We start from the raw sequence: 26,745 nt of genomic DNA on the forward strand, positions 1-26,745 counted from the left end.
CGCCGACGCCACCCTCGCCCAACAGGTTTAGGATGCGCGGCATGAGCTTTGGGCAGGGGGGACCTCAGTGGGGTTCCGGTGGACAGAACCAGAATCCGTTCGGAGGGCAGGATCCCTACGGATGGCAGGGCTCGTTGCGGGAGCCGAGCCAGGAGCCTTTCCGGGCGCAGAGTCAGGACCCGTACGACCCGGCCCCATCCGACCCGTTCGGGCTGCGGGCCAGGGCGGCAGCGGCGGAGACCACGCCTGACTGGGCGGCACTCGCCGACGCCTCCGCCGCCCGCACCCGCCGCAGGCGCTGGCTGCTGATAGGCGGCGGGACGCTCGCCTCCGTCACGATCGCCGGCATCGTGGCGGGCGCGATCGTCTCCTCCAACAGCGACGAGGGCGACCGGGCTTCGGGCGCGAACACGAGCCGGCTCCCCGCGGCCCCCGAACTGCCCAGCGACACCACACGGCCCGAGCCGTCGTTCTCCTCGGTCGCGCCGCTGCCCCCGCCGAACCCGAAGGACTTCATCTCCGACGAGAAGAAGGACACGGCGCCGCTCAGCGCCGAAACCCTCTTCCCCGGCAGGAAACTGACGATGGGCGACCGCGTCTACGCCAAGGGCGCCACCGCCCGCACCGGCTCCTGCTCCTCGGCGACCCAGGGCGCCCTCGGCTCCGTAGTCGAGAAGAACGGCTGCGACCAGGTCTTCCGCGCCACCTACGCCAAGGACGGCATCGCGGTCACCGTCGGCGTCGCCGTCTTCGGCACCGAGGCGGAAGCGAAGAGCGCCGCCCGGCAGGCATCGGGCAATGTCGCCCCGCTCGCCGGCGCCGGCGTCCCCACGTTCTGCAAGGGCGGCCCGGTCTGCCGCTTCACGGCCAACTCCTACGGCCGCTACGCCTACTTCACCGCCACCGGATACACCACGGCCAAGTCCGTCACCAAGGGCGACACCCCGGCCTTCCAGACGGGCGACGACCTGGCGGAGTTCACCTTCCGTCAGATCGTGCGCCGCGGCGAGGCCCAGGCCTCAGCAGCAGCCACCGCCCCCGCCGCCTGACCCGGGCAGCGACCGCTTGTTGCGGGCCTCCCGGTTCCGGGCGGCCAGCAACTCCTCGGCGGGATAGCCGACTTCCTCCAGCGTGAGGCCGTGCGGCCGCACCACGTGAACGGCCGAGTCCCGAACGCCCGCGGCGAGCACCTTCGCGGGCCACTCCACCGGCCGGTGCCCGTCCCCCACGAACAGCAGCGCGCCGACCAGCGAGCGCACCATGTTGTGGCAGAAGGCGTCCGCCCGCACGGTCGCGGTGATGATTCCCGACGCGTCGCGCTCCCACGAGAGCCGCTGAAGCGTACGGATGGTCGTCGCGCCCTCGCGCTTCTTGCAGTACGCGGCGAAGTCGTGCTCCCCGACCAGGCCGGCCGCCGCCGCGTTCATCGCCGCCACGTCCAACGGCCAGTCGTGCCACAGCACATGACCGCGCAACAGCGGGTCGACGCCCCCCGGAGCGTCGGTCACCCGGTAGGCGTAGCGCCGCCAGATCGCCGAGAAGCGGGCGTTGAAGCCCGCGGGAGCCTCTTCGGCCTTCCAGATCCGCACATCGCGCGAGAGCCGTCCGGCAAGCCGCTTCAGCAGCTTCTCCCGGTGCTCGGCCCAGACGCTCCGGGGCAGATCGACATGCGCGACCTGGCCGCGCGCGTGCACCCCCGCGTCGGTCCGCCCGGCCACGGTCAGCTCGTACGTCCGCGAGGACCGCGTCACCGTCCGCAGCGCGTCCTCGATCTCCCCCTGGACGGTCCGCTGCCCGTGGGCCTGCTTGGCCCACCCGGAGAAATCCCTGCCGTCGTAGGAAAGGTCCAGCCGCACCCGGACGTGTCCGGGCTCCACCTCGTCACTCACGTATCGATCCTCTCAAAGCGGAACGGGCCCGCTCCCCAGGGGGAACGGGCCCGCTCGCACAGCCGGGTCAGAACGCTCAGGCGTCCTTGGCCTCGTCGGCCGGCTTGGCGTCCTCGACGACCTCGGCCTCGGCGGCCTTGGTCTCCGACTCCTTGACCGCGCGCTTGGCGGCGGCCTCGGCCTCGGCGACGGTCGCCTTCTTGGCGATCTCACCCTCGACCAGCTCGATCACAGCCATCGGGGCGTTGTCGCCACGACGGTTGCCGATCTTGGTGATACGGGTGTAGCCACCCGGGCGCTCGGCGTAGCGCGGGGCGATCTCGGTGAAGAGGGTGTGCACGACACCCTTGTCCGTGATCGTCTGCAGCACCAGGCGACGGTTGTGGATGTCGCCCTTCTTCGCCTTGGTGATCAGGCGCTCGGCGACCGGACGCAGGCGGCGGGCCTTGGCCTCGGTCGTGGTGATGCGGCCGTGCTCGAACAGCGACTTCGCGAGGTTCGCGAGAAGCAGACGCTCGTGCGCGGCGCTGCCGCCGAAACGGGCTCCCTTGGTGGGACGCGGCATGGTGTTTCTCCTTGTGATCTGCACCGGCCGTATCAGGTACCGGTGTCAGTTACCGACGGGCGACTGCCCGCCGGAAGTCGAGATCAAGCCCGCCCGGCGATGGAGGACTCCACCGCCGGACGGGTCCCGATCAGTACTGCTCGGTCTCGACGAAACCGGCGTCCGCGTCGTCGTCGGCGCCGAAGGCGTCGGCAGCGGCGGTCGGGTCGAATCCGGGCGGGCTGTCCTTGAGGGCCAGGCCCATGCCGGCCAGCTTCGCCTTGACCTCGTCGATCGACTTCGCACCGAAGTTGCGGATGTCGAGCAGGTCGGCCTCGGAGCGGGCGACGAGCTCACCCACGGAGTGGATGCCCTCGCGCTTCAGGCAGTTGTACGAACGAACGGTGAGCTCGAGCTCCTCGATCGGCAGCGCCAGGTCGGCAGCGAGCGCGGCGTCCGTCGGGGACGGACCCATGTCGATGCCCTCGGCGTCGATGTTGAGCTCACGCGCCAGACCGAACAGCTCGACCAGGGTCTTGCCGGCCGACGCCATGGCGTCACGGGGACGCATGGCCTGCTTGGTCTCGACGTCGACGATCAGCTTGTCGAAGTCGGTGCGCTGCTCGACACGGGTCGCCTCGACCTTGTACGTGACCTTGAGCACCGGCGAGTAGATGGAGTCGACCGGAATACGGCCGATCTCCTGGCCCACCTGCTTGTTCTGCACGGCGGAGACGTAGCCGCGACCGCGCTCGACGGTCAGCTCCATCTCCAGCTTGCCCTTGCCGTTCAGCGTCGCGAGAACGAGGTCCGGGTTGTGGACCTCGACGCCGGCCGGCGGGGCGATGTCAGCAGCGGTGACCAGGCCGGGACCCTGCTTGCGCAGGTACATCACGACCGGCTCGTCGTGCTCCGAGGAGACGACCAGCTGCTTGATGTTCAGGATGAGGTCGGTGACGTCCTCCTTGACGCCCGGCACGGTGGTGAACTCGTGCAGGACACCGTCGATCCGGATGCTGGTGACAGCGGCGCCCGGGATCGAGGAGAGGAGCGTACGGCGAAGAGAGTTGCCGAGCGTGTAGCCGAAGCCCGGCTCCAGGGGCTCGATGACGAACCGCGAGCGGTACTCGTCGACGACCTCTTCGGTCAGCGAAGGACGCTGAGCGATAAGCATGAGAAATGCCTCCAGTCTTGGCACCCACTATTTGATGCCAACGGAACAAGGGTACGGGCGGTACGGCGCAGACGCGCCGTACCGCCCGTCAGCCGTCCCCTCGCGGGGACAGAAATCAGACGCGGCGACGCTTCGGGGGGCGGCAGCCGTTGTGCGGGGTGGGGGTGACGTCCTGGATCGAGCCGACCTCGAGGCCGGTGGCCTGGAGGGAGCGGATCGCGGTCTCACGGCCGGAGCCGGGACCCTTGACGAAGACGTCGACCTTGCGCATGCCGTGCTCCTGCGCGCGGCGGGCGGCCGACTCGGCGGCCATCTGCGCGGCGAAGGGGGTGGACTTGCGCGAGCCCTTGAAGCCGACGTGGCCGGCGGAGGCCCAGGAGATCACGTTGCCCGAGGGGTCCGTGATCGAGACGATCGTGTTGTTGAACGTGCTCTTGATGTGCGCGTGACCGTGAGCGACGTTCTTCTTTTCCTTGCGGCGCACCTTCTTGGCAGCGCCCTGACGACCCTTGGGGGGCATCTATAACTCCTACGGGAGGTGGTCGGTCCTACAGCGAAGACCGCTGATGAGCGTCCGGCTGAGGACTACTTCTTGCCCGGCTTCTTCTTACCGGCGATCGCGCGACGCGGGCCCTTGCGGGTGCGGGCGTTCGTGCTGGTGCGCTGACCGTGGACCGGCAGGCCACGACGGTGACGCAGACCCTGGTAGCAACCGATCTCGATCTTGCGACGGATGTCGGCCTGGACCTCACGGCGGAGGTCACCCTCGGTGCGAAGGTTGGCGTCCACGTACTCGCGGATCTTGACCAGGTCCTCTTCGGGGAGGTCACGAACGCGGGTGTTCGGGTTCACGCCGGTCGAGGAGAGGATCTCCTTCGACCGCGTACGCCCGATACCGAAGACGTAGGTGAGTGCGATCTCCACACGCTTTTCGCGCGGGATGTCGACACCGGAAACGCGTGCCATTCAATGGCTCCTGTGTGTTCGGGGGTCTTCCGCAGAACCACTCCCGACCGCCGACCGTCTCAAGCGAGACAGTGGTACGTCCGGGTCCCCGGCCCCCGCCGGAGGTGCCGCCGACCCACGAAGGGGTTGGGCGGATTCTGCGTATGTACTTTGCTTGATACGTCGCGCGAAGAACTGCGAATGCAGGTCGTGCGTCAGCCCTGGCGCTGCTTGTGGCGCAGGTTGTCGCAGATGACCATGACCCGGCCGTGACGGCGGATCACCTTGCACTTGTCGCAGATCTTCTTGACGCTCGGCTTGACCTTCATGGGATGTGAGGTTCTCCGGGTCAGTGCCGGCACCCCACGCGAGGGGTGACGACAAGATCTACTTGTACCGGTAGACGATCCGTCCGCGCGTCAGGTCGTACGGAGAGAGTTCCACGACGACCCGGTCGTCCGGGAGGATGCGGATGTAGTGCATACGCATCTTGCCGGAGATGTGCGCGAGGACTTTGTGACCGTTCTGGAGTTCCACCTTGAACATGGCGTTCGGGAGGGACTCGATCACGGTGCCCTCAATTTCGATGGCACCTTGCTTCTTGGCCACGCTTCGCCCTTCGAATCGGCTACCTTGATCGACTCTCGCCGCCGCATGCAGACACACGGGTACACGAGAGCCGACGCATCAGTCTACGTCAGGCCATCCGAAAAGACGAATCCGGCAAGTCTGCCCACTCGCGGAGATCCTTAAGCGGAGGCCAGCGGGTCGGGCGCCGCCGTGACACCCAACTCCGCCAGCTTGGCCCTGCCGCAGTCGGGTGCCGTGAGCACCAGCGGGCCTTCCTCCGTCAGGGCGACGGAGTGCTCCCAGTGCGAGGACCAGGTCCCGTCCGTGGTGATGACCGTCCAGTCGTCCTGGAGCACCTCGGTGCGCGGGGTGCCCAGCGAGACCATCGGCTCGATCGCCAGACAGAAGCCCGGGACCAGCTTCGGGCCCTTGCCGCGCTTGCGCGCGACGTAGTTCAGCAGATGCGGGTCCATGTGCATCTCGGTGCCGATGCCGTGGCCGCCGAAGTCCTCGATGATCCCGTACCGGCCGCCGCCCGGCTTCGGCTGGCGGCGGATGTACGTCTCGATCGCGCGCGAGACGTCGACCAGCCGGTTGCCGCTCTTCATCGCGGCGATGCCGGCCCACATCGACCCCTCGGTGACCCGGGAGAGTTCGATCAGCTCCGGCGCGTGGCCGCTGCCCACGAAGGCGGTGTACGCGGCGTCGCCGTGCCAGCCGTCGACGATCGCGCCCGCGTCGACCGAGAGGATGTCGCCGTCCTTGAGGACGGTCTTCTCGTCCGGGATGCCGTGCACGACCACCTCGTTGACCGAGGTGCAGATGGTGGCGGGAAAGCCGCCGTACCCGAGGAAGTTCGACTTCACTCCGTGATCGGCGATGACCTTGCGTGCGACCTCGTCCAGATCCCTGGTGGTGGCTCCGGGCACGGCCGCTTCCCGAGTCGCCGCGTGGATCGCGGCGACGACCAGCCCCGCCTCGCGCATCTTCGCGATCTGCTCCGGGGTCTTGATCTGCACCATGGCCTTGCCTTCCGCCTCTGCGCGTCCGCTCTGGTTCTTGCTCAACAGTACGGCCGCGGCGCCCATCGGACACCGCGGCCGTACAGGAGGTACTACGGGGTACCGCTCAGTTCTCGCGGGCCTTCTTCAGCGCCTCCATCGCGCGCTGGGTCACCTCGATGACCTTGCCCAGCGCGGAGATGGTGACGACCAGCCCCTGCGCCTTGTAGTAGTCGATGATCGGCTCGGTCTGCGTGTGGTAGACCTCCAGCCGCTTGCGCACCGTCTCCTCGGTGTCGTCGTCACGCTGGTACAGCTCGCCGCCGCAGGCGTCGCAGACACCCTCGGTCTTCGGCGCGGAGTACGTCACGTGGAAGACGTGGCTGGAGTCGTTGCGGCAGATCCGGCGACCGGCGATCCGCTTGACGACCTCTTCCTCGGGGACCTCGAGGTCGAGCACCGCGTCCAGCGTCATGCCCTCGGACTTGAGCATCTCGTCCAGCGCCTCGGCCTGCGAGACATTGCGCGGGAAGCCGTCCAGCAGGAAGCCGTGCTCGGCGTCCGGCTTCTCCATCCGGTCCTTGGCCATGGCGATGGTGATCTCGTCGGGAACGAGCTCGCCGGCATCCATGTACGCCTTGGCCTGGAGTCCGAGCTCCGTGCCCTGGCTGATGTTGGCGCGGAAGAGGTCGCCCGTCGAGATGTGCGGGATCGACAGGTTCCTGGCGAGGTACGCGGCCTGCGTTCCCTTGCCTGCACCGGGCGGCCCGACGAGGACGATTCGCATCAGCGGAGGAACCCTTCGTAATTGCGCTGCTGGAGCTGGCTCTCGATCTGCTTCACGGTCTCCAGACCCACACCCACAATGATCAGGATGCTCGTCCCGCCGAACGGGAAGTTCTGGTTCGCGCCTCCGAAGCCCGCCAACGCCATCGTCGGGACAAGAGCGATCAGACCCAGGTACAGCGAGCCCGGCCAAGTGATCCTGTTGAGCACGTAGCTCAGGTACTCGGCAGTAGGCCGACCTGCCCGGATACCCGGGATGAAGCCACCATACTTCTTCATGTTGTCAGCGACTTCCTCGGGGTTGAACGAGATCGCCACGTAGAAGAAGGCGAAGAACACGATCAGGAGGAAGTACGTGGCGATGTAGTAGGGGTGGTCACCCTTGACGAAGTGTTGTTCGATCCAGGTTTTCCAGCCCGCCTGGGAGCTGGAGAACTGCGCGACCAGCGCCGGGATGTAGAGCAGCGACGAGGCGAAGATGACGGGAATCACACCCGCCTGGTTCACCTTCAGCGGGATGTACGTGGACGTACCGCCGTACGACCTGCGTCCGATCATGCGCTTCGCGTACTGCACCGGGATACGGCGCTGAGCCTGCTCGACGAAGACGACGAGGGCCACCATCACGAAGCCGATCAGGATGACCGTGCCGAACTCGATCCAGCCCTTGGCGAGCTTGCCGCTCTGCTTGATGGCCCACAGGGCGCCGGGGAAGCCGGCGGCGATCGAGATGAACATCAGGATCGACATGCCGTTGCCGATACCGCGGTCGGTGATGAGCTCACCGAGCCACATGACGGCCGCGGTTCCCGCGGTCATGGTGACCACCATGACGATGGTGGTGAAGATCGAGCGGTCCGGGACGATCTGGTCTCCGACCGTGCAGCCGCTGAACAGCGCACCGCTGCGGGCCGTCGCCACCAGGCCGGTGCCCTGGAGCACGGCGAGGGCGACGGTCAGGTACCGGGTGTACTGGGTGATCTTCGCCGTGCCTGACTGGCCCTCCTTCTTGAGGGCCTCCAGGCGTGGGATGACCACGGTCAGCAGCTGCAGGATGATGCTCGCCGTGATGTACGGCATGATGCCCAGCGCAAAGATGGTGATCTGCAGCAGCGCCCCACCGCTGAACATGTTCACCAGGCCGAACAGGCCGTTGTTGCCCTTCTGGGCCGCATCGACACAGATCTGTACGTTCTGGTAGCTGACACCGGGCACGGGGATATGTGACCCCAGCCGGTACAGCACGATGATGGCGAGCGTGAAGAGCAGCTTCTTGCGCAGGTCGGGCGTCTTGAACGCCCGGGCGAACGCGGTGAGCACGGTGCCTCCTGCGACCCCCGCGCTACTGCGTCAGAGGTGACGGTATTGAGGATCGACGAATACGTATCAGGCAAATCCGCACGGTCCTGATGGATCGGGCCGAGCGGTCAAGAGGGCAGAACCCTCTTAGTTCACAGCAACAGTGCACGCCACCTTACCGGCGGATGTGCCCCCCTAGGAACGACCAACCGGGGATGCCCCATATGAGAGGCATCCCCGGTCGATTTTCAGCTTTCAGCCACTGACTCGTCTCAGACGAGCTCGGTGACGGTGCCGCCGGCAGCGGCAATCTTCTCCTTGGCGGAGCCGGAGACGGCGTCAACCGTCACCTGCAGCGCCACGGAGATCTCGCCCTGGCCCAGGACCTTGACGAGGCTGTTCTTGCGCACAGCACCCTTGTCGACCAGATCGGCCACAGTGACCTCGCCACCCTGCGGGTAGAGCGCGGCCAGCTTGTCCAGGTTCACGACCTGGTACTCGGTGCGGAACGGGTTCTTGAAGCCCTTGAGCTTCGGGAGACGCATGTGGAGGGGCATCTGCCCACCCTCGAAGCGCTCCGGAACCTGGTAGCGGGCCTTCGTGCCCTTGGTACCACGACCTGCGGTCTTACCCTTGGACGCCTCACCACGACCCACACGGGTCTTGGCGGTCTTGGCTCCCGGGGCGGGCCGGAGGTTGTGGACCTTCAGCGGGTTGTTCTCCGCCATGTCAGTCGACCTCCTCAACCGTCACGAGGTGGCGGACGGTGTGCACCATGCCGCGGAACTCGGGACGGTCCTCCTTGACAACCACGTCGTGCAGGCGCTTGAGCCCGAGCGAACGCAGGGTGTCGCGGTGGTTCTGCTTGCTGCCGATGTACGACTTCGTCTGCGTGATCTTGAGGCGGGCCATTACGCAGCACCCGCTCCCGCACGCGCACGAAGCAGAGCCGCCGGGGCGACGTCCTCGAGGGGCAGACCACGGCGAGCCGCGATCTCCTCGGGACGCTGCAGGCCCTTGAGGGCCGCGACGGTCGCGTGCACGATGTTGATCGCGTTGGACGAGCCGAGCGACTTCGACAGGATGTCGTGAACGCCGGCGCACTCGAGCACGGCGCGCACCGGGCCACCGGCGATAACACCGGTACCGGGGGAAGCAGGCTTCAGCAGGACGACGCCCGCGGCCTTCTCGCCCGTGATCGGGTGCGGGATGGTGCCCTGGATACGGGGGACCTTGAAGAAGTGCTTCTTGGCCTCCTCAACACCCTTGGCGATGGCGGCCGGCACCTCCTTGGCCTTGCCGTAACCGACACCTACGGTGCCGTCACCGTCTCCGACCACGACGAGCGCGGTGAAGCTGAAGCGACGACCACCCTTGACAACCTTGGCGACGCGGTTGATCGCGACAACGCGCTCAACGTACGCGGTCTTCTCGGCGGCAGCGGCGCCACCGTCGCGACCCTTCCGGTCCCGCCGCTCGCCGCCACCGGCACCGCTTCCGCGGCGCTGGGGTCCAGCCATTGGATTTACCTCTCTCTGTTACGTCCGTTAGTCCCGGAACCGGGGCTCAGAACTTCAGCCCGGCTTCGCGGGCGGCGTCAGCCAGAGCGGCAATGCGCCCGGCGTACCTGTTGCCACCACGGTCGAACACGACAGCCTCGACGCCCGCGGCCTTCGCACGCTCGGCGACAAGCGCGCCGACCTGCTTGGCCTGGGCGCTCTTGTCGCCCTCGCCGCCACGGATCGAGGTGTCCAGGGTCGACGCCGACGCGAGCGTGTGGCCCGCGATGTCGTCGATGACCTGCGCAACGATGTTGCGGTTGGAGCGCGTCACGACCAGGCGCGGACGCTCCGGCGTACCGGAGATGTGCTTGCGGACGCGGATGTGGCGACGCTTGATGGCGGCGCGCTTGTACGCGTCACCCTTGGCGATCTTTACACCGTATGCCATGGCTTACTTACCCGCCTTTCCGACCTTGCGGCGGATGACCTCGCCCGCGTACTTGACGCCCTTGGCCTTGTACGGGTCGGGCTTGCGCAGCTTGCGGATGTTCGCGGCGACCTCGCCGACCTTCTGCTTGTCGATGCCCTCGACCGAGAACTTGGTCGGCGACTCGACCTTGAAGGAGATGCCCTCGGGCGCCTCCACCAGGATCGGGTGGCTGTAGCCGAGCTGGAACTCCAGGTTGGAGCCCTTCGCGGCAACGCGGTAACCGACACCGCTGATCTCGAGCGCCTTGACGTAACCCTGGGTCACGCCGGTGATCATGTTCGCCACCAGCGTGCGGGACAGGCCGTGCAGAGCCTTGTTCTGACGCTCGTCGTTGGGACGGGTGACGTTCAGAACGCCGTCCTCGCCCTTAACGATCTCGATCGGAGCGGCGACGGTGTGCGAGAGGGAACCCTTGGGGCCCTTCACGTCGACCGTACGGCCATCGATGGTGACGTCCACACCGGCGGGAACCTGGATGGGGAGCTTGCCGATTCGCGACATTGCTATTCCTCCGTTCCCGACTACCAGACGTAGGCGAGGACTTCCCCACCCACGCCCTTCTTCTGCGCCTGCTGGCCGGTCAGGAGACCGTGGGACGTGGAGATGATCGCCACGCCCAGGCCGCCGAGAACCTTCGGCAGGTTGGTGGACTTCGCGTACACGCGCAGACCCGGCTTGGAGATGCGCTTGATGCCGGCGATCGAACGCTCGCGGTTCGGGCCGAACTTCAGCTCCAGGACGAGGTTCTTGCCGACTTCGGCGTCCTCGACCTTCCAGCCGGTGATGAAGCCCTCCTGCTGGAGGATCTCCGCGATGTGCGACTTGATCTTGCTGTGCGGCATCACGACGGAGTCGTGGTAAGCCGAGTTCGCGTTACGCAGACGCGTGAGCATGTCTGCGATGGGATCAGTCATGGTCATGAATTGGCCTTCGGCCTCTCTCGCCGGGGTTTCCTGTATGCGCCATCCCTCTCCCCACTCAGTGGCGGGACGGGTGCGGTGCGGGGACCTACGGCGTAGTAAGTCGGTCAGGGCGACGGGCGCCCAACCCCACAAGCCTACGGCATGTGAAGGTGGGCTCCCGCCGACCAGATACTTACCGAGAGCCTCCGGTAATGCTCGTACTGCCCTTGGGGCGTACGGGAATTACCAGGAGCTCTTGGTCACGCCCGGCAGCTCGCCACGGTGAGCCATCTCACGAAGGCACACGCGGCACAGGCCGAACTTGCGGTACACGGAGTGGGGACGACCGCAACGCTGGCAGCGCGTGTAGCCACGCACGCCGAACTTGGGCTTGCGGGCGGCCTTGGCAATGAGAGCCTTCTTCGCCACGGCTCACGCCTCCTTGAACGGGAAGCCGAGGTGACGAAGGAGGGCGCGGCCCTCATCGTCGTTGGTCGCCGTGGTGACCACGGTGATGTCCATACCCCGGACGCGGTCGATCTTGTCCTGGTCGATCTCGTGGAACATGACCTGCTCCGTGAGACCGAAGGTGTAGTTGCCACGGCCGTCGAACTGCTTGGGGGACAGACCACGGAAGTCGCGGATGCGCGGAAGCGCGAGCGACAGGGTGCGGTCCAGGAACTCCCACATGCGGTCGCCACGAAGGGTGACGTGGGCACCGATCGGCTGGCCCTCACGCAGCTTGAACTGCGCGATGGACTTACGGGCCTTGGTGACGGCCGGCTTCTGGCCGGTGATCGTGGTGAGGTCGCGAATGGCGCCGTCGATCAGCTTGGAGTCGCGGGCGGCGTCGCCCACACCCATGTTGACCACGATCTTCACGAGGCCGGGAACCTGCATGACGTTCTCGTACGAGAACTCCTCACGCAGCTTGCCCGCGATCTCCTCGCGGTACTTCGTCTTCAGACGCGGAGTGGTGGTGGTAGCCATCAGATGTCCTCACCCGTCCGCTTGGCAACGCGGATCTTGTTGCCCTCGTCGTCGAAGCGGTAACCGACACGCGTGACGACCTTGTTGCCGTCCTTCTCCACGACGAGCTGAACGTTGCTCACGTGAATCGGGGCCTCGGTCGTCACAATGCCACCGGTCTGCGAGCCGCGAGCGGTCTGACCGGCCTTGGTGTGCTTCTTGACCCGGTTGACACCCTCGACCAGGACGCGGTCCTCACGGGGGAAGGCCGCGATGACCTTGCCCTGCTTGCCCTTGTCCTTGCCGGTGATGACCTGAACCAGGTCGCCCTTCTTGATCTTCATGCTTACAGCACCTCCGGCGCGAGCGAGATGATCTTCATGAACTTCTTCTCGCGCAGCTCACGGCCCACCGGGCCGAAGATACGGGTGCCGCGAGGGTCGCCGTCGTTCTTCAGAATGACAGCGGCGTTCTCGTCGAAGCGGATGTACGAGCCGTCCTGGCGGCGGCGCTCCTTGACGGTGCGAACGATGACCGCCTTGACGACGTCACCCTTCTTCACGTTGCCACCGGGGATCGCGTCCTTGACGGTGGCAACGATGACGTCACCGATGCCCGCGTAGCGGCGACCGGAGCCACCGAGAACACGGATGCAAAGGATCTCCTTGGCACCAGTGTTGTCGGCGACACGCAGTCGCGACTCCTGCTGGATCACGTCTATCTCCTGTTTGTCTGCCGGTTCCCGGCGGGGGCTTCCCTACGGGAGGTGAAGCCCCCACCGAGCCTGGCGGAACCGACTTGAAGGGTTACCCCCTCAAGTAATTACTTGGCCTTCTCGAGGATCTCGACGACGCGCCAGCGCTTCGTCGCGGACAGCGGCCGGGTCTCCATGAGGAGGACACGGTCGCCGACGCCCGCAGCGTTCTGCTCGTCGTGCGCCTTGAGCTTGTTCGTACGGCGGATGACCTTGCCGTACAGCGCGTGCTTCACACGGTCCTCAACGGCGACGACGACGGTCTTGTCCATCTTGTCGCTGACGACCAGACCCTCACGGGTCTTGCGGAAACCGCGGGCGGTCTTCTCTTCAGTCACGTTGCTCTCGCTCATCAGGCACTCTCCACCGTCTCGATGCCCAGCTCGCGCTCACGCATCAGGGTGTAGATCCGCGCGATGTCCTTGCGGACGGCCTTCAGCCGGCCGTGGTTCTCGAGCTGACCGGTCGCCGCCTGGAAGCGGAGGTTGAACAGCTCTTCCTTGGCCTCGCGAAGCTTCGCGAGAAGCTCCTCGTTGCCCAGCTCGCGCAGCTCGGACGCCTTGGTTCCGGCCGACATCACGCCTCACCTGCCTCGCGCCGAACGATGCGGCACTTCATCGGAAGCTTGTGAGCAGCGCGGGTGAGCGCCTCACGAGCAATCTTCTCGTTCGGGTAGGACAGCTCGAACATCACCCGACCGGGCTTGACGTTCGCGACCCACCACTCAGGGGAACCCTTACCGGAACCCATGCGGGTCTCGGCGGGCTTCTTGGTCAGCGGGCGGTCCGGGTAGATGTTGATCCAGACCTTGCCGCCACGCTTGATGTGGCGGGTCATCGCGATACGAGCCGCCTCGATCTGGCGGTTGGTCACGTACGCCGGAGTGAGGGCCTGAATGCCGTACTCGCCGAACGCAACCTGCGTACCACCCTTGGACATACCGCTGCGCTTGGGGTGGTGCTGCTTGCGGTGCTTGACCCTACGGGGGATCAGCATGTCGGTCAGGCCTCCGTTCCGGTGCTCTCAGCCGGAGCAGCGGCGGCGGGAGCGTCGGCCTTGGGGGCCTCCGCTGCCGGCGCGGACTGCTGCGGCTTGCGGCCGCGACCGCCACCACGCTCGGCACCACGGCCACCGCGGCCGGCCGGGCGGTCAGCGCCGCCACGGGCCGGACGGTTGCCGGCGCGGGCAGCGGCGTTCTCGGCGCGGACCTCGGCGATGTTCTTGACGTCGCCCTTGTAGATCCAGACCTTCACACCGATACGGCCGAAGGTCGTCTTGGCCTCGAAGAAGCCGTAGTCGACGTTCGCGCGGAGCGTGTGCAGGGGCACGCGGCCCTCGCGGTAGAACTCCGAGCGGGACATCTCGGCGCCGCCGAGACGGCCACCACACTGGATCTTGATGCCCTTGGCGCCGGCCTTCATCGAGCTCTGCATCGACTTGCGCATCGCACGACGGAAGGAGACGCGGGAGGAGAGCTGCTCGGCGACGGCCTGGGCCACCAGCTGAGCGTCCACCTCGGGGTTCTTGACCTCGAGGATGTTCAGCTGGACCTGCTTGCCGGTCAGCTTCTCCAGCTCGCCGCGGATGCGGTCCGCCTCGGCGCCGCGGCGGCCGATGACGATGCCCGGACGAGCGGTGTGGATGTCAACGCGGACGCGGTCGCGGGTGCGCTCGATCTCAACCTTCGAGATACCGGCCCGCTCCATGCCCTTCGTCATCATGCGACGAATGGCGACGTCTTCCTTGACGTAGTCCTTGTACAGCTTGTCGGCGTACCAACGGGACTTGAAGTCCGTGGTGATGCCGAGCCGGAACCCATGCGGGTTAACCTTCTGGCCCATTACCGGGTTCCTTCCTTGCTGCTGACGACCACGGTGATGTGGCTGGTCCGCTTACGGATCCGGTAGGCACGGCCCTGAGCACGCGGACGGAACCGCTTCAGGGTCGGGCCCTCGTCCACGTACGCCTCGCTGATAACCAGCGAAGAGGCGTCGGTGTGGTCGTAGTTGTGCGCGGCGTTGGCAATGGCGCTGTCCAGCACCTTGCCGACCGGCACGCTCGCGGCCTGCGGGGCGAAACGCAGGACCGCCTGAGCCTCCGTGGCATCCATGCCACGGATGAGGTCCACCACGCGGCGGGCCTTCATGGGCGTGACGCGGATGTACCGCGCCTGGGCCCTGGCTTCCATGGTTGTCCCTTCGGTGTAAGTCATAGTCAGTCACCCCGCGTTAGCGGCGCTTCGACTTCCGGTCGTCCTTGACGTGGCCGCGGAAGGTGCGAGTCGGCGAGAACTCGCCGAGCTTGTGGCCGACCATCGACTCGGTGACGAACACCGGGACGTGGGTCTTGCCGTTGTGCACCGCGATCGTGTGGCCGAGCATGGCCGGGATGATCATCGAGCGACGGGACCAGGTCTTGATGACGTTCTTGGTGCCTGCTTCGTTCTGTACGTCCACCTTCTTGATCAGGTGGTCGTCGACGAAGGGCCCCTTCTTGAGACTGCGCGGCATCTAAACCCGCTCCTAGCGCTTCTTGTTCGTCTTGCGGCGGCGGACGATGTACTTGCTCGATGCCTTCTTCGGCGAGCGAGTACGACCCTCCTTCTGACCCCACGGGCTGACCGGGTGGCGACCACCGGAGGTCTTGCCCTCACCACCACCGTGCGGGTGGTCGACCGGGTTCATGGCGACACCGCGGACGGTCGGGCGAACGCCCTTCCAGCGCAGACGGCCGGCCTTGCCCCAGTTGATGTTCGACTGCTCGGCGTTGCCGACCTCGCCGATGGTGGCGCGGCAGCGGACGTCGACCAGGCGGATCTCACCCGACGGCATACGAAGGTGGGCCATGGAGCCCTCCTTCGCCAGCAGCTGCACGGAGGTACCCGCGGAGCGGGCGAACTTCGCGCCGCCGCCGGGCCGCAGCTCGATGGCGTGGATGGTCGTACCGACCGGGATGTTGCGCAGCGCCAGGTTGTTGCCGGGCTTGATGTCGGCGGCGGGGCCGTTCTCGACACGGTCGCCCTGCGACAGGCCACGCGGCGCGATGATGTAGCGCTTCTCGCCGTCTGCGTAGTGCAGGAGCGCGATGCGCGCGGTGCGGTTCGGGTCGTACTCGATGTGAGCGACCTTGGCCGGAACGCCGTCCTTGTCGTGACGACGGAAGTCGATCACGCGGTAGGCGCGCTTGTGGCCACCGCCCTGGTGACGGACGGTCACACGACCGGTGTTGTTACGGCCGCCCTTGCTGTGCAGGGGGCGGACCAGCGACTTCTCCGGCGTGGACCGCGTGATCTCGACAAAGTCGGCGACGCTGGAGCCACGACGGCCCGGGGTCGTCGGCTTGTACTTGCGGATACCCATGTTCTCTCAGTCCTCGGAAGAATTCCGGATCCTGGACGACTCGACCTCCGTCAGGAGGTCGGGCCGCCGAAGATGTCGATACGGTCGCCCTCGGCAAGGGTCACGATGGCGCGCTTGGTGTTGGCGCGCTTGCCGAAACCGGTACGGGTGCGCTTGCGCTTGCCCTGACGGTTGATCGTGTTGACCCCGGTGACCTTGACCGAGAAGACCGCCTCGACGGCCTGCTTGATCTGGGTCTTGTTGGAGCCCGGCGCGACGATGAACGTGTACTTGTTCTCGTCGAGCAGGGCGTAGCTCTTCTCGGACACCACCGGCTTGACGAGAACGTCGCGCGGGTCCGTGTAGGTCTTGCTGGTTACGGTCGCCTCGGACATCAGGCGTCGCTCCCTTCGGTCTCATCGGCCTTGGGGCCAGACACGAAGGACTCGAAGGCGGCCTTGGTGAAGACCACGTCGTCGGAGACGAGCACGTCGTACGTGTTCAGCTGGCCCGGCTCCAGGATGTGCACCTGGGGCAGGTTGCGGGCGGAGAGCCACGCGGCCTCGTCGCTGCGGTCGACGATCAGGAGCAGGTTCTTGCGCTCACTGATCTTGCCGAACAGCGTCTTCGCGGCCTTGGTGGAGATCGCGCCCTCGACCACGCCGGAGACGACGTGGATGCGGGAGTGACGGGCCCGGTCGGAGAGGGCACCGCGCAGGGCGGCGGCCTTCATCTTCTTCGGGGTCCGCTGCGAGTAGTCACGCGGCACGGGGCCGTGGACGACGCCACCGCCGGCGAACTGCGGCGCACGGGTCGAACCCTGGCGCGCGCGGCCGGTGCCCTTCTGGCGGTACGGCTTCTTGCCACCACCACGGACCTCGCCACGCGTCTTGACCTTGTGCGTGCCCTGACGGGCGGCAGCCAGCTGCGCGACGACGACCTGGTGGATCAGCGGGATGCTGACCTTGGCGTCGAAGATCTCGGCCGGGAGCTCGACGGTCCCGGACTTGTCGCCCGCGGGCGACAGAATGTCAATGGTGCTCATAGTCCTCAGGCCCCCTTGGCCGCAGTGCGGACCAGGACCAGGCCGCCGTTCGGACCAGGAACCGCGCCCTTGATCAGGAGCAGGCCCTTCTCCGCGTCAACGGCGTGAACGGTCAGGTTCTGGGTGGTGACCCGCTCGTTGCCCATACGGCCCGCCATGCGGAGGCCCTTGAACACACGGCCCGGGGTGGCGCAGCCACCGATGGAGCCGGGAGAGCGGTGCTTGCGCTGGGTGCCGTGACCGGCGCCGAGGCCCTTGAAGTTGTGACGCTTCATGACACCGGCGAAGCCCTTGCCCTTGCTCTTGCCCGTGACGTCAACCTTGACGCCGGACTCGAACACCTCGGCAGTGATCTCCTGGCCGAGCGTGTACTCGCTGGCGTCAGGAGTGCGGAGCTCCACCAGGTGGCGGCGGGGGGTCACGTCGGCCTTGGCGAAGTGGCCCTTGAGGGGCTTGTTCACCTTGCGAGGGTCGATCTCGCCGAAGGCGATCTGGACCGACTCGTAGCCGTCGGAGTCATTCGTACGGACCTGGGTAACGACGCAGGGCCCGGCCTTGACAACGGTCACCGGGACGACACGGTTGTTCTCGTCCCAGACCTGGGTCATGCCGAGCTTCTCGCCCAGGACGCCCTTGATCTGCTTTGCCATCTTCTCCGCGCCTCTCAGAGCTTGATCTCGATGTCAACGCCGGCCGGAAGGTCCAGGCGCATCAGCGAGTCAACGGTCTTGGGCGTCGGGTCGAGGATGTCGATCAAGCGCTTGTGCGTGCGCATCTCGAAGTGCTCGCGCGAGTCCTTGTACTTGTGCGGCGACTTGATGACGCAGTACACGTTCTTCTCAGTGGGCAGCGGCACCGGGCCCGCGACCGACGCACCAGTGCGGGTCACCGTCTCGACGATCTTCTTCGCCGAGGAATCGATGACCTCGTGGTCGTAGGCCTTGAGCCGGATGCGGATCTTCTGTCCCGCCATGGCTACTAGTAGTCCTGTCTCTCGAAACGCTCCGGAACTCGGCGGGTACTGCGTTCTTCTCCGACCCCCGCGGTCGGGCGTGTCGCACTCCCTCTACGAAGATCTCCCGAAGGATTTCCCAACCAAGGGGGTGCGGGCCGCAGCCGCGCATCGGGGGAGAACACCCACCGAGTGCCTGGCCGGTACCCCGCTGACACTTCCCGGAAGATTCCCGTACGTCCGCTCCAGCGCTGCCTTACGGCAGATGGGGCGACGAGTACTGTGGGACTCGCTTCCGGTCCTCCCGGCGGGAGGCGCGCAGCATCGGCACTCAACCGAGCAACCTGGCTAGTGTGCCATAGGCGGCAGAGCCCTGGCCAATCGGGCGGAAGAGAGTACCCCCAGGGGGTCGTGCGTCAAACCCGGGGCGCAGGATTCCGGGGCGCGGGCCCCTGGCCAACGCGTCACCGGCCGCCACCGCCCCTGGGTGGTCACCGACGTCGTCCGCTCGACCGCGGTCAGTGACGATCCCGCGCGTGCCGCCGAGGCCGCCACTATTCACCTGGTCACGCCGTCCCCGAGCCTGGCGCCCTGTTCTGAGTCCAGACGCCAAAGCACCCCGTTCCCCGGTGTCAACCAGGCGCGGGTGTGAGGAGGTGAGGGATCAACTTCCCGACGCGTACCTCACGAAGTCCGCCCACGCCTCCCGCGTAAGCGCGAGCTTGGGGCCGCCTATGTTCTTCGAGTCGCGGATGAGCACGGCCTCGGGGGCGGGGGCAATCTCGACACAGGAGTCCCCTTCGGGGCCGCTGCTGTAGCTGCTCTTGAACCACGCCAGTTCGGAGGCGTCCCCGACAGAGGCCTTGCGGATCATGTTTCTCCCAGCACTTGCTCGACGAAGGCCAGTGACTCCCGTGGTGGGAGCGCCTGAGCCCGGATGGTGCCATACCTCAGTTCAAGGATCCGGATCTGCTTGGGATCCGAGGTCGGTCGACCGTTGAACGCACTATCCGAGCGCCCCGTCGCCGTTCCGTCCTCGAACTTCAGCACCTCGATCCTCCCGTTGAGGCCGGGATGGGCATCGCTGCTCGTCGGCATCACTTGCAGCGTGACGTTGCGCAACCGCCCTACTTCCAGCAGGCGTTCAAGCTGCTGCCGCCACACCATTGTGCCTCCGACAGGGCGCCGGAGCGTCGCCTCCTCCTGCACGAAGCTGAGCGCTGGTACGGGCGAGCGCTCGAAGACTGACTGTCGGCCCACCCTGGCGGCCACCAGGCGCTCCACATCCTCCGGCGAGTACGCAGGCTGCCACGACTCGAACAGCGCTCGTGCATGATCGGGAGTCTGCAACAGGCCGTTGATGCTGATGCTCTCGTACACACCGATCTCGACCGCCTGCGCCTCCAACTTGGCCAGTTCCCGAACCTTCTTCGGATACCGGACCTTCGCCACATCCTCCTTCATCGCCGAGAGCAACCCACCCGCCCCCAACACCTCGTCCGCCCTGTCCAGATACTCGGCCCGGGGAATCCTCCTTCCACCCTCGATCTTGTAGACCAGGTCCTCCCCGTACCCCACCGCCGCCCCGAACTCGGCGGCCCGCATCCCCACCGCCTCCCGCCGCAGCCTGAGCTGCCGCCCTACGGTCGCGACGACCGCCACTCCCCAGTCGTCGTCCGGGTCGACCTCCCAACCCGGCTCGTCCGCCTCGCTCATGAGCTGTCGTACCTCGCCGTCCACCGACATACCGCACCCCTCCGTCGTACCGCCATGCCGCAACGCCCGTACCCATAGGCCCGGTTCCGACAGCCCGGACAGCAGCGGACAAGCTCCGGACAGTCACCGTACGCATCGGCGTCGTCACTGTTCACGGTAAGCACGCGCCGCCATGCTCAATGACGTGAACAAGGAAAAGTCCACCCGCCTCGACACCCCCACCCGTCACTTTGGCGTCCTGCTGTCGCCCACACGACGCGGCCCCCGCCTCGCCCGGCTCCTGGGCACTGAGTGGCTGCGTACCTGGGACCTGCCGTACGGCGTCACCGAGACCGCGGAGCGCCTGGTCGTCGGACTCGCCACGAACGCCGCCACCCACGGCCGCTTCCCCGGGCGGGACTTCCGTCTCGCGCTCCTGGCCCGCAGCGAGACCCTCCGCATCGAGGTGACGGACACACGCGGTGACGACCTCCCGCGCCGCCGCCCCTCGTCCCCCGACACCGAGTCCGGACGCGGCCTGCTCCTCGTCGATGCCCTCGCGGACCGCTGGGGCGTCGCACTGGGCCCCGTCCCCCGCAAAACCGTTTGGGCGGAACTCGACGTGGCACCGCACCCACCGAAGACTGACGCCATGTGTTCCGGTGGGCCTGGCGCTCTTCCCAAAGAACCACGAGAGGGAAAGAAACCTCACCAAGCCCCGCCCCTCCCGCCCACGGCGGGTGCTCACTCGGGCGGGTGAACATCATCAACTCGGCTGGCTTCGGGACAGGTTGGCTGCTCTACGCTCAGCGCGACACAACACAACCGCAGACATGCGACGGCCCCCGCCGGGACTGCAATCCCAGTGCGAGGGCCTGACCACAGAGGAAGAAGCACCTTCCCGATGGATACGCAGAACCCTAGCGTGCGCCCGCACGCCCAGACCCGTCCCACGGGCAAAAACCACCCGCCCCGGAACGCCCGCGCGAACACCCACCCGGGCGGTGTCACCCACGACAACTCACGCCACACCACCCGCTTCACGGTGATCGGCAACCACCTCGCCCAGCACCCGGAGCTGTCTGCTCTGGCCATCGGACTCGCCGTTCACATCCAGTCGCTCCCCAGCGGCGCCCGCGCGGGCATCAAGACCCTCGCCTCCCGCTTCCCCGAAGGCCCGACCCGTATCGCCGCCGCCTTACGCGAGCTGGAGACCCATGGCTCGCCCTGCTTCCGCCGCTACCGGGCTCCCGAATCGCCTCCGTCCGTCAGGCACCCTCTCCGCAACTGCGACAGCTGCGACCGCGCCTTCCGCGGCCCGGAACCAGGTAGCTGCCGGGCGTGCGCGTCAGTGGGCGGTTTCCGCGGATTCCCCAGCGCCGCCGAGACCGTATCGGCAGGATGACCCGTACTGCCCCGCCATGACCGCTATGAGGTCGTTTCCCCCGCACTCGACAGGACTCACGTGCTGCCCTCTTTCGCCGCAAACGGATATCTTCCGCTGGGCCGGTACTCCATTTCTTTCGATGAGGCGGAGGAGATGCTGGTCAGCGCCCCAGAGTTCGAGGACTCCTCAACTCGCACAGACCTGTGGGACGGCCTCCACGACTATCTCGACCCCTTCCTCACGCTTGAGGACACCTACGCGGGCGCCCTCGGGGGCTTCCCCGTTATCCACAGGCTGTGGCTGGGCGGCAGCTTCGTCAGCACCAAACTCGACCCCCGGAACATCGACGCCACTGTCCTGGTCGACACGCGTGCAGAACGTGTCGTACGGGGAAAGCCGGGCTCGAAATGGCTGACCACCGCCTTTCAGAGCCGGGCCAGGATGAGGGAGAAGTTCGGCGTCTCGCCGCTTCGCATCGGGTACCGACCCGTTGCGCATATCTTCGAGCCGGACCGCTTCACGCCCGACGAACAGACATACTTCACACAACGGGGTGTGTGGGACGACTGGTGGCAGCGCTGCCGACTGCACGATCAGGACGACCGCTCTCCGACCGAAGAGAGTGCCGCCCCGGCACGCGGTTATCTGGAGGTGCGACTGTGACCGGCGACAGCTGGCGCGAGCGCAGGCGCGCGCTCGCGGGAGACGACTCCGCCGAGACGGAGCGTGCCGCGCGGCTGCTCGACGCGTTGGGCGCCGAGGACCGGGACGACGAGGAGATCGAGGCCGAACACCGCGCGAGCCGTCTGGCCGCGGCACGCGAGTACGCTCCGGACGCACGGCTCGAAGAGGAACTCCAACTCCGGTTGACCGGACCAGCCGCTGCCGGCGGCGCTCTCCGCTTCAAGTGGGGTGACGCGCTGCTCGAACCCGTGGAGCACATGGTTTCCGTGGCCGCAGGCACTCCGGTGCAGCTGGAACTCACCGGCATCTCCGCCGGCAGTACCGTCGTGCACGCGCGACCGGTCACCGTTCCGGTCGACTCGGCCGCACCCGGCGGCCTGGACGTTTCCCCCACATCGGCCGTTGCCACGGGGCTCGGCACTCTCACCACACTGCTCGACGCTCTGGAATCAGAACGCGACGTCCGCGAATGGGTGAAGCTCTTCGACGCGGTCGAAGCGGTGTCCCGGGCACTGAGCCGATACGAACTGAATCTCGGGGTGACCTGGTACGACGCCCACGGCGGTTTGCGTCGTGCCCGGCTGACCGAGCGGGGCAGGCACTATATGAAACGGCTCCGGGAGACAAAGGACCGCGACCAGGAGATCACCATCTCCGGAAGGGTCACCGAGCTGCGGGAAAGCGGCTTGGTGAAAGTGAAGACGGGCACCGCGAAGAACGCGCCTGCCTACGATGTCCGCTTCGAGGAGCCCGGGGAACTGCTCCGCATGCGCCCCGGATTGGGGGACAACGTCCATTTCCGCGTCCGATTCAGGCAACAGCTGGACTCCATGGGCATCGCCCGGTCCACCGAGTACACCTACCTGGGACCGGCGGCGGAACAGACGTCACTCCCACTCGAACCGTAGACGCGAGCCGTGCACGGTGCGACACCATGCGTACGCGCGGTGTCTGGGCCGGGGCCGAGGCGTCACGGTCCTATGGGATTGGGGATTCCGGTCCCACCCGTGCTGTGATGGGCCGCTGGCTGCGAGGTCTGCCCGGCATCGGCTGGACCGCTGGACGGCGGCGAGGTCCCGACGCTGCGCTGGTCCTCCTGAGGAGGGAACACCAGATGAACGCGCTGGCAACCCCCGCCGCCCATTTTCCGTCTAGCTGACTGCGGAGAGCGGGCTCCGAACACCTTTCCGCCAGCTGAGGGAATCACAGTACGCAGACGGGGGCGCGGCCCGACCGCTGCGGGGGGAAGCGGACGGTGCACACGTGAGCAACGGAGCTGTCCGCGCGCTGCCCACGGCCGCGCGCGCAGGGGGCGAGCACATACCCGCGTGCGGGGAATCCGGTGACACTGCGGCCACCACCGGCGGACGGCTGCCGCACAGACGCAGCATCGTCGCCGCGCTGGCCGCCCTCGCAGCGTCAGGCGCACTGGTCTTCTGCTCCGTGCCGGCCCCGCGCGGCCCGAACCCCACCGCCGACCCGGCACCCGGCATGCCCATCACCGGCTCCCGTCGGGCGCGGCTGATGCAGATACTGGCCCACCCGGACGACGATCTGTTCTTCATGAACCCCGACACCCAGCGGATGCTGGACGCCGGGGTCCCGGTGGTCTGCGTCTACGTCACCGCGGGCGAGCACGACGGCAGGAACCACATACCCGGGGGCGGCGACGTGACCGGCGACAGGGCCGCGTACGCCTCCGCCCGCCACCAGGGCCTGCGCCAGGCCTACGCGGCCCTGCTCGGGCTCGACGTCTTCGCCGAGTGGTCCAGGGGCGTCGTCGCGCTGCACGGCGGCCGAGCGGCCGAGATCAACACCCTCTCCGACGGCTTCCGCAGCGTCGAGCTGATCTTTCTGAACCTCCCCATGCACTCCAGGCGGAGCTACAGCGCCCTCCCCGGCCTGTGGCGGGACCGCTCGCTGCACCTGCGCACCATCGTCGCCGCCGGCTCCCCGATGCGCGAGAGCGTCCCGTACGACTACGACGCGCTCGTCGACGTCCTCGCCGGCCTCATGGAGCGGTACCGGCCGACCGTGATCCAGACCCTGGACCCGGACCCGGACATCCAGCAGAGCGACGAGCAGACCCGCAAGAAGGACAGCGAGCAGCGCGGCTACTCGGACCATGCCGACCACACGGCCGTGGCGTGCTTCAGCTGGGCCGCCATGGTCCGCCGGGTGGCCACGGCGACCGAGGGGGGCGGCCACGTGCCCGCCTTCGTCGCCACCGCCTACCGCGGCTACTACAACCGCCACTGGCCGAAGAACCTGCCGTACGGCGTGCTCCGCGAGAAGGCAGCGCACCTCGTGCCGTACGGCGGCTCTCCCGACTGGGACTGCGGCAACCCGTCAGGCTGCGGCGACTACAACGTCGGCGGCGTCCGCCCGCTCACGAACAAGAAGGGCTGGGTCCGCTCCACCCACTACCGCTACCCGGGCGCCGGGCCCGTCGTGAGTGCCGAGGCGTCCGGCCGGCTGGTCGCGTACGGCGTGCTGGGACTGCGCACGGTCCGCTGGCGCGAGACCCGGCCCGGCAGCGGCCAGTGGGGCGCCCCGGACGACCTCGGCGGAGGCCCGCTCGCCCCGGCGCTCGGCGCGGCCACCCTGAAGGACGGCCGTCACCTGCTGTTCGCCCTGCGCTTCGCCGGTCTGGGGGGCCGCGGCGAGGACAACCGCCGCGAGATAGTCCTCCTGGAGCAGGGCACCCCCGGCGGCGCCTTCCTCGCCTGGAAGGGGCTCGGCAGTCCCGAGCGCGACGACGACCGCGGCCGCCGCATCGGCGTCCCGGTCTCGGTCGCGTCCCCCGACGGCCGGGTCCACCTCTTCGTCCGCAACGCCGACAAGGGCATCAGCACCCGTGTGCGGGACACCGACGGCCGCTGGGACCGCTGGCGCGACCTCGGCGGCGCGGAGGTCCAGGACGGCCTCACAACGGTCCTGGACGGCGCGGGCCGCGTGCATGTCTTCGGCGCCGGGCGGACGGGCGTGCACCACTGGACGCAGGAGACGATGGGCCTGCCGCTGACGTTCGGTCCGGACGGCGGCCTTCCCGTACCCGGCGACCCGGTCGCCCCGGTCCCGACCGGCGACGGCGGCATCGAACTCTTCTACCGGGGTCCGGCCGACGCGTCCGTCATCGCGGTCCGCCCGGGCAAAGCGCCCGCGCGGCCCCGCAAGGCGGGCTTCGAAGGCTACGGCCCGCTCACCGCGGCACCGGGCCCCGGCGGCCCGCTGCTGCTGGGCAGGGACACCCATGGCCGGCTCCAACTCCGCACCGGCAGAAGGCTCCTGACACGCACTCGGGGTGCGCCACCCCTCGGCTCGGCCACCGTGCGCACGGGCCGTTCGGGCACCACCGTCGTGGGCCTGGGCGCGGACGCGCATCCGTGGACCTGGTCACCGGGGTCGGGCACGGCAGGGTGACGCGTACGGACGCGCGTGGACGCGTGCGGACGCCGCACGGACAGGCAAAGGGCCCCGCACCGAAGTGCGGGGCCCTCGCTGATGCTCCAGGAGCAACCAGGTCAGATCAGCAATTACTTGTTGATCTTGATGACCTGGCCGGCGCCGACGGTCCGGCCACCCTCACGGATGGCGAACTTGAGGCCCTCCTCCATGGCGACGGGCTGGATCAGCTCGACGGTCATGGTGGTGTTGTCGCCCGGCATGACCATCTCGGTGCCCTCGGGGAGGGTCACGACGCCGGTCACGTCCGTGGTACGGAAGTAGAACTGCGGGCGGTAGTTGTTGAAGAAGGGGGTGTGACGGCCACCCTCGTCCTTCGACAGGATGTAGGCCTGGGCCTCGAAGCTGGTGTGCGGCGTAACCGAACCCGGCTTGATGATGACCTGGCCGCGCTCGACGTCCTCGCGCTTGATGCCACGGAGGAGCAGACCGACGTTCTCACCGGCCTGGCCCTCGTCGAGCAGCTTGCGGAACATCTCGATGCCCGTGACCGTGGTGGTGGTCTTCTCGGTCTTGATGCCGACGATGTCGACGGTCTCGTTGACCTTGAGGACACCACGCTCGATACGACCGGTGACGACGGTGCCACGACCGGTGATCGTGAAGACGTCCTCGATCGGCATCAGGAACGGCTTGTCGACGTCACGCTCGGGCTGCGGGATCGCCTCGTCGACGGCGGCCATCAGGTTCAGGACCGACTGGCCCCACTCCTTGTCGCCCTCGAGAGCCTTGAGCGCCGAGACCTTGACGACGGGAAGGTCGTCGCCCGGGAACTCGTACTCGGAGAGGAGCTCACGGACCTCGAGCTCGACGAGCTCCAGGATCTCCTCGTCGTCCACCATGTCGGCCTTGTTCAGGGCGACAACGATGTAGGGAACGCCGACCTGGCGGGCCAGGAGCACGTGCTCCTTGGTCTGCGGCATCGGGCCGTCGGTGGCGGCAACCACGAGGATCGCGCCGTCCATCTGCGCGGCACCCGTGATCATGTTCTTGATGTAGTCCGCGTGACCGGGGCAGTCGACGTGCGCGTAGTGACGCGACTCGGTCTGGTACTCGACGTGCGCGATGGAGATGGTGATACCGCGCTGGCGCTCCTCAGGAGCCTTGTCGATCTGGTCGAAGGCCGAGGCCTCGTTCAGGTCCGGGTACGCGTCGTGCAGCACCTTGGTAATGGCGGCCGTGAGGGTCGTCTTACCGTGGTCAATGTGACCGATGGTGCCGATGTTGACGTGCGGCTTAGTCCGCTCGAACTTCGCCTTCGCCACTGGGTCCTCCTGTGGAGTGGTTCTGTACGCCTTGCTTCATCGGCGCCAGGTGATCTTTGCTGGGATGCCGGGGCCCGGGGGCATTCCCG

Annotated in this window: 39 protein-coding genes and 1 pseudogene; 6 read left to right on the forward strand and 34 right to left on the reverse strand. The window is 67.3% G+C overall.

All coding sequences use genetic code 11. The features are described 5' to 3' along the window. Positions 1-41 precede the first annotated feature (41 nt). Complete coding sequence (locus tag OG293_RS13780; RefSeq protein WP_405999104.1) at positions 42-1,049, forward strand: hypothetical protein; 1,008 nt, start codon at positions 42-44, stop codon at positions 1,047-1,049. On the opposite strand, the gene truA is transcribed toward OG293_RS13780, so the two are convergent. From truA to OG293_RS13945, 33 genes are all read right to left on the reverse strand, one after another. After that, positions 1,020-1,889: a tRNA pseudouridine(38-40) synthase TruA gene (truA, locus tag OG293_RS13785; protein ID WP_405999105.1), complete on the reverse strand. Its 870-nt coding sequence runs from the start codon at positions 1,887-1,889 to the stop codon at positions 1,020-1,022. The genes OG293_RS13780 and truA overlap by 30 nt on opposite strands. A 76-nt stretch (positions 1,890-1,965) precedes the next feature. Further along, a complete protein-coding gene (rplQ, locus tag OG293_RS13790) occupies positions 1,966-2,454 on the reverse strand; it encodes a 50S ribosomal protein L17 (RefSeq protein ID WP_405999106.1) in 489 nt (162 codons plus the stop codon). Positions 2,455-2,584: 130 nt separating this feature from the next. Continuing rightward, positions 2,585-3,607: a DNA-directed RNA polymerase subunit alpha gene (locus OG293_RS13795; RefSeq protein ID WP_003956430.1), complete on the reverse strand. Its 1,023-nt coding sequence runs from the start codon at positions 3,605-3,607 to the stop codon at positions 2,585-2,587. 115 nt (positions 3,608-3,722) lie between these two features. After that, positions 3,723-4,127, reverse strand: a complete 405-nt coding sequence (gene rpsK, locus OG293_RS13800) for a 30S ribosomal protein S11 (RefSeq protein ID WP_003956432.1) — start codon at positions 4,125-4,127, stop codon at positions 3,723-3,725. Between the two features lie 65 nt (positions 4,128-4,192). Then, positions 4,193-4,573, reverse strand: a complete 381-nt coding sequence (rpsM, locus tag OG293_RS13805; RefSeq protein WP_405999107.1) for a 30S ribosomal protein S13 — start codon at positions 4,571-4,573, stop codon at positions 4,193-4,195. A gap of 194 nt (positions 4,574-4,767) precedes the next feature. Further along, positions 4,768-4,881, reverse strand: a complete 114-nt coding sequence (gene rpmJ, locus OG293_RS13810; protein ID WP_003956441.1) for a 50S ribosomal protein L36 — start codon at positions 4,879-4,881, stop codon at positions 4,768-4,770. 58 nt (positions 4,882-4,939) lie between these two features. Further along, positions 4,940-5,161, reverse strand: a complete 222-nt coding sequence (gene infA, locus OG293_RS13815) for a translation initiation factor IF-1 (protein WP_003956442.1) — start codon at positions 5,159-5,161, stop codon at positions 4,940-4,942. A gap of 140 nt (positions 5,162-5,301) precedes the next feature. Beyond that, positions 5,302-6,144 carry a type I methionyl aminopeptidase gene (gene map / locus OG293_RS13820; RefSeq protein WP_406003588.1) on the reverse strand — a complete coding sequence of 281 codons (843 nt, stop codon included), beginning with the start codon at positions 6,142-6,144 and terminating at the stop codon, positions 5,302-5,304. Between the two features lie 106 nt (positions 6,145-6,250). Then, on the reverse strand, positions 6,251-6,910 hold the full coding sequence (locus OG293_RS13825) for an adenylate kinase (protein ID WP_405999108.1): 660 nt from the start codon (positions 6,908-6,910) through the stop codon (positions 6,251-6,253). After that, on the reverse strand, positions 6,910-8,229 hold the full coding sequence (secY, locus tag OG293_RS13830; RefSeq protein ID WP_405999109.1) for a preprotein translocase subunit SecY: 1,320 nt from the start codon (positions 8,227-8,229) through the stop codon (positions 6,910-6,912). Before secY ends, OG293_RS13825 begins: the two co-directional genes overlap by 1 nt. A gap of 251 nt (positions 8,230-8,480) precedes the next feature. Continuing rightward, complete coding sequence (gene rplO, locus OG293_RS13835) at positions 8,481-8,936, reverse strand: 50S ribosomal protein L15 (protein ID WP_405999110.1); 456 nt, start codon at positions 8,934-8,936, stop codon at positions 8,481-8,483. Position 8,937: 1 nt separating this feature from the next. Then, positions 8,938-9,120: a 50S ribosomal protein L30 gene (gene rpmD, locus OG293_RS13840; protein WP_018550611.1), complete on the reverse strand. Its 183-nt coding sequence runs from the start codon at positions 9,118-9,120 to the stop codon at positions 8,938-8,940. Beyond that, positions 9,120-9,728: a 30S ribosomal protein S5 gene (gene rpsE, locus OG293_RS13845; protein ID WP_005481208.1), complete on the reverse strand. Its 609-nt coding sequence runs from the start codon at positions 9,726-9,728 to the stop codon at positions 9,120-9,122. Before rpsE ends, rpmD begins: the two co-directional genes overlap by 1 nt. A 46-nt stretch (positions 9,729-9,774) precedes the next feature. Then, complete coding sequence (gene rplR / locus OG293_RS13850; RefSeq protein WP_142214198.1) at positions 9,775-10,158, reverse strand: 50S ribosomal protein L18; 384 nt, start codon at positions 10,156-10,158, stop codon at positions 9,775-9,777. 3 nt (positions 10,159-10,161) lie between these two features. Continuing rightward, the gene (gene rplF / locus OG293_RS13855) at positions 10,162-10,701 is read right to left on the reverse strand and encodes a 50S ribosomal protein L6 (RefSeq protein WP_405999111.1); all 540 of its coding nucleotides are present in this window, start codon (positions 10,699-10,701) and stop codon (positions 10,162-10,164) included. 20 nt (positions 10,702-10,721) lie between these two features. Then, positions 10,722-11,120, reverse strand: coding sequence for a 30S ribosomal protein S8 (rpsH, locus tag OG293_RS13860; RefSeq protein ID WP_005313538.1), 399 nt, complete (start codon positions 11,118-11,120; stop codon positions 10,722-10,724). Positions 11,121-11,345: 225 nt separating this feature from the next. Next, positions 11,346-11,531 carry a type Z 30S ribosomal protein S14 gene (locus OG293_RS13865; RefSeq protein ID WP_003948630.1) on the reverse strand — a complete coding sequence of 62 codons (186 nt, stop codon included), beginning with the start codon at positions 11,529-11,531 and terminating at the stop codon, positions 11,346-11,348. Between the two features lie 3 nt (positions 11,532-11,534). Continuing rightward, positions 11,535-12,092, reverse strand: coding sequence for a 50S ribosomal protein L5 (gene rplE, locus OG293_RS13870; protein WP_018847497.1), 558 nt, complete (start codon positions 12,090-12,092; stop codon positions 11,535-11,537). After that, complete coding sequence (gene rplX, locus OG293_RS13875) at positions 12,092-12,415, reverse strand: 50S ribosomal protein L24 (protein ID WP_019888758.1); 324 nt, start codon at positions 12,413-12,415, stop codon at positions 12,092-12,094. Before rplX ends, rplE begins: the two co-directional genes overlap by 1 nt. 2 nt (positions 12,416-12,417) lie before the next feature. Next, on the reverse strand, positions 12,418-12,786 hold the full coding sequence (gene rplN, locus OG293_RS13880) for a 50S ribosomal protein L14 (protein WP_003956455.1): 369 nt from the start codon (positions 12,784-12,786) through the stop codon (positions 12,418-12,420). A 107-nt stretch (positions 12,787-12,893) separates the two neighbouring features. Then, positions 12,894-13,178, reverse strand: a complete 285-nt coding sequence (gene rpsQ / locus OG293_RS13885) for a 30S ribosomal protein S17 (protein ID WP_067283945.1) — start codon at positions 13,176-13,178, stop codon at positions 12,894-12,896. Continuing rightward, on the reverse strand, positions 13,178-13,402 hold the full coding sequence (gene rpmC / locus OG293_RS13890) for a 50S ribosomal protein L29 (RefSeq protein WP_003974259.1): 225 nt from the start codon (positions 13,400-13,402) through the stop codon (positions 13,178-13,180). The genes rpsQ and rpmC overlap by 1 nt, the downstream gene beginning before the upstream one ends. Further along, the gene (gene rplP, locus OG293_RS13895; protein ID WP_017949658.1) at positions 13,402-13,821 is read right to left on the reverse strand and encodes a 50S ribosomal protein L16; all 420 of its coding nucleotides are present in this window, start codon (positions 13,819-13,821) and stop codon (positions 13,402-13,404) included. The genes rpmC and rplP overlap by 1 nt, the downstream gene beginning before the upstream one ends. 5 nt (positions 13,822-13,826) lie before the next feature. Then, positions 13,827-14,666 carry a 30S ribosomal protein S3 gene (rpsC, locus tag OG293_RS13900; protein ID WP_405999112.1) on the reverse strand — a complete coding sequence of 280 codons (840 nt, stop codon included), beginning with the start codon at positions 14,664-14,666 and terminating at the stop codon, positions 13,827-13,829. Next, positions 14,666-15,013, reverse strand: a complete 348-nt coding sequence (gene rplV, locus OG293_RS13905; protein ID WP_004571827.1) for a 50S ribosomal protein L22 — start codon at positions 15,011-15,013, stop codon at positions 14,666-14,668. The genes rpsC and rplV overlap by 1 nt, the downstream gene beginning before the upstream one ends. A gap of 40 nt (positions 15,014-15,053) precedes the next feature. Further along, positions 15,054-15,335: a 30S ribosomal protein S19 gene (gene rpsS, locus OG293_RS13910; protein WP_142214205.1), complete on the reverse strand. Its 282-nt coding sequence runs from the start codon at positions 15,333-15,335 to the stop codon at positions 15,054-15,056. Positions 15,336-15,347: 12 nt separating this feature from the next. Then, positions 15,348-16,184 (reverse strand): 50S ribosomal protein L2, encoded by an 837-nt coding sequence (gene rplB / locus OG293_RS13915; protein WP_405999113.1) that lies wholly within the window; start codon positions 16,182-16,184, stop codon positions 15,348-15,350. A gap of 50 nt (positions 16,185-16,234) precedes the next feature. Beyond that, entirely contained in the window at positions 16,235-16,558 is a 324-nt protein-coding gene (gene rplW / locus OG293_RS13920) for a 50S ribosomal protein L23 (protein WP_405999114.1), read from the reverse strand. Further along, on the reverse strand, positions 16,558-17,208 hold the full coding sequence (rplD, locus tag OG293_RS13925; RefSeq protein WP_405999115.1) for a 50S ribosomal protein L4: 651 nt from the start codon (positions 17,206-17,208) through the stop codon (positions 16,558-16,560). The genes rplW and rplD overlap by 1 nt, the downstream gene beginning before the upstream one ends. A gap of 5 nt (positions 17,209-17,213) precedes the next feature. Next, a complete protein-coding gene (gene rplC / locus OG293_RS13930) occupies positions 17,214-17,858 on the reverse strand; it encodes a 50S ribosomal protein L3 (protein ID WP_360878816.1) in 645 nt (214 codons plus the stop codon). A gap of 14 nt (positions 17,859-17,872) precedes the next feature. After that, positions 17,873-18,181 carry a 30S ribosomal protein S10 gene (gene rpsJ / locus OG293_RS13935; RefSeq protein ID WP_003948644.1) on the reverse strand — a complete coding sequence of 103 codons (309 nt, stop codon included), beginning with the start codon at positions 18,179-18,181 and terminating at the stop codon, positions 17,873-17,875. 643 nt (positions 18,182-18,824) lie between these two features. Beyond that, complete coding sequence (locus OG293_RS13940) at positions 18,825-19,034, reverse strand: DUF397 domain-containing protein (RefSeq protein ID WP_405999116.1); 210 nt, start codon at positions 19,032-19,034, stop codon at positions 18,825-18,827. Further along, on the reverse strand, positions 19,031-19,906 hold the full coding sequence (locus tag OG293_RS13945) for a helix-turn-helix domain-containing protein (protein ID WP_405999117.1): 876 nt from the start codon (positions 19,904-19,906) through the stop codon (positions 19,031-19,033). The genes OG293_RS13940 and OG293_RS13945 overlap by 4 nt, the downstream gene beginning before the upstream one ends. A gap of 154 nt (positions 19,907-20,060) precedes the next feature. Here OG293_RS13945 and OG293_RS13950 point away from each other — a divergent pair, with 154 nt between their 5' ends. The 5 genes and pseudogenes from OG293_RS13950 (at position 20,061) to OG293_RS13970 (ending at position 25,349) form a co-directional block, all read left to right on the forward strand. Further along, complete coding sequence (locus OG293_RS13950) at positions 20,061-20,615, forward strand: ATP-binding protein (protein ID WP_405999118.1); 555 nt, start codon at positions 20,061-20,063, stop codon at positions 20,613-20,615. A gap of 144 nt (positions 20,616-20,759) precedes the next feature. After that, positions 20,760-21,078 (forward strand): annotated as a pseudogene (locus OG293_RS13955) (helix-turn-helix domain-containing protein); the annotation flags it as partial. Between the two features lie 242 nt (positions 21,079-21,320). Beyond that, positions 21,321-21,905 carry a DUF6932 family protein gene (locus tag OG293_RS13960; RefSeq protein ID WP_405999119.1) on the forward strand — a complete coding sequence of 195 codons (585 nt, stop codon included), beginning with the start codon at positions 21,321-21,323 and terminating at the stop codon, positions 21,903-21,905. Further along, positions 21,902-22,834 (forward strand): hypothetical protein, encoded by a 933-nt coding sequence (locus tag OG293_RS13965; protein WP_405999120.1) that lies wholly within the window; start codon positions 21,902-21,904, stop codon positions 22,832-22,834. Before OG293_RS13960 ends, OG293_RS13965 begins: the two co-directional genes overlap by 4 nt. Positions 22,835-23,297: 463 nt before the next feature. After that, positions 23,298-25,349, forward strand: a complete 2,052-nt coding sequence (locus OG293_RS13970; RefSeq protein ID WP_406003589.1) for a PIG-L family deacetylase — start codon at positions 23,298-23,300, stop codon at positions 25,347-25,349. A 113-nt stretch (positions 25,350-25,462) separates the two neighbouring features. Here OG293_RS13970 and tuf read toward each other — a convergent pair whose 3' ends face one another. Continuing rightward, positions 25,463-26,656, reverse strand: a complete 1,194-nt coding sequence (gene tuf / locus OG293_RS13975; RefSeq protein WP_405999121.1) for an elongation factor Tu — start codon at positions 26,654-26,656, stop codon at positions 25,463-25,465. Positions 26,657-26,745 lie beyond the last annotated feature (89 nt).

It is taken from the genome of Streptomyces sp. NBC_00829 (genome assembly GCF_045161795.1).
Taxonomy (GTDB): Bacteria; Actinomycetota; Actinomycetes; order Streptomycetales; family Streptomycetaceae; genus Streptomyces.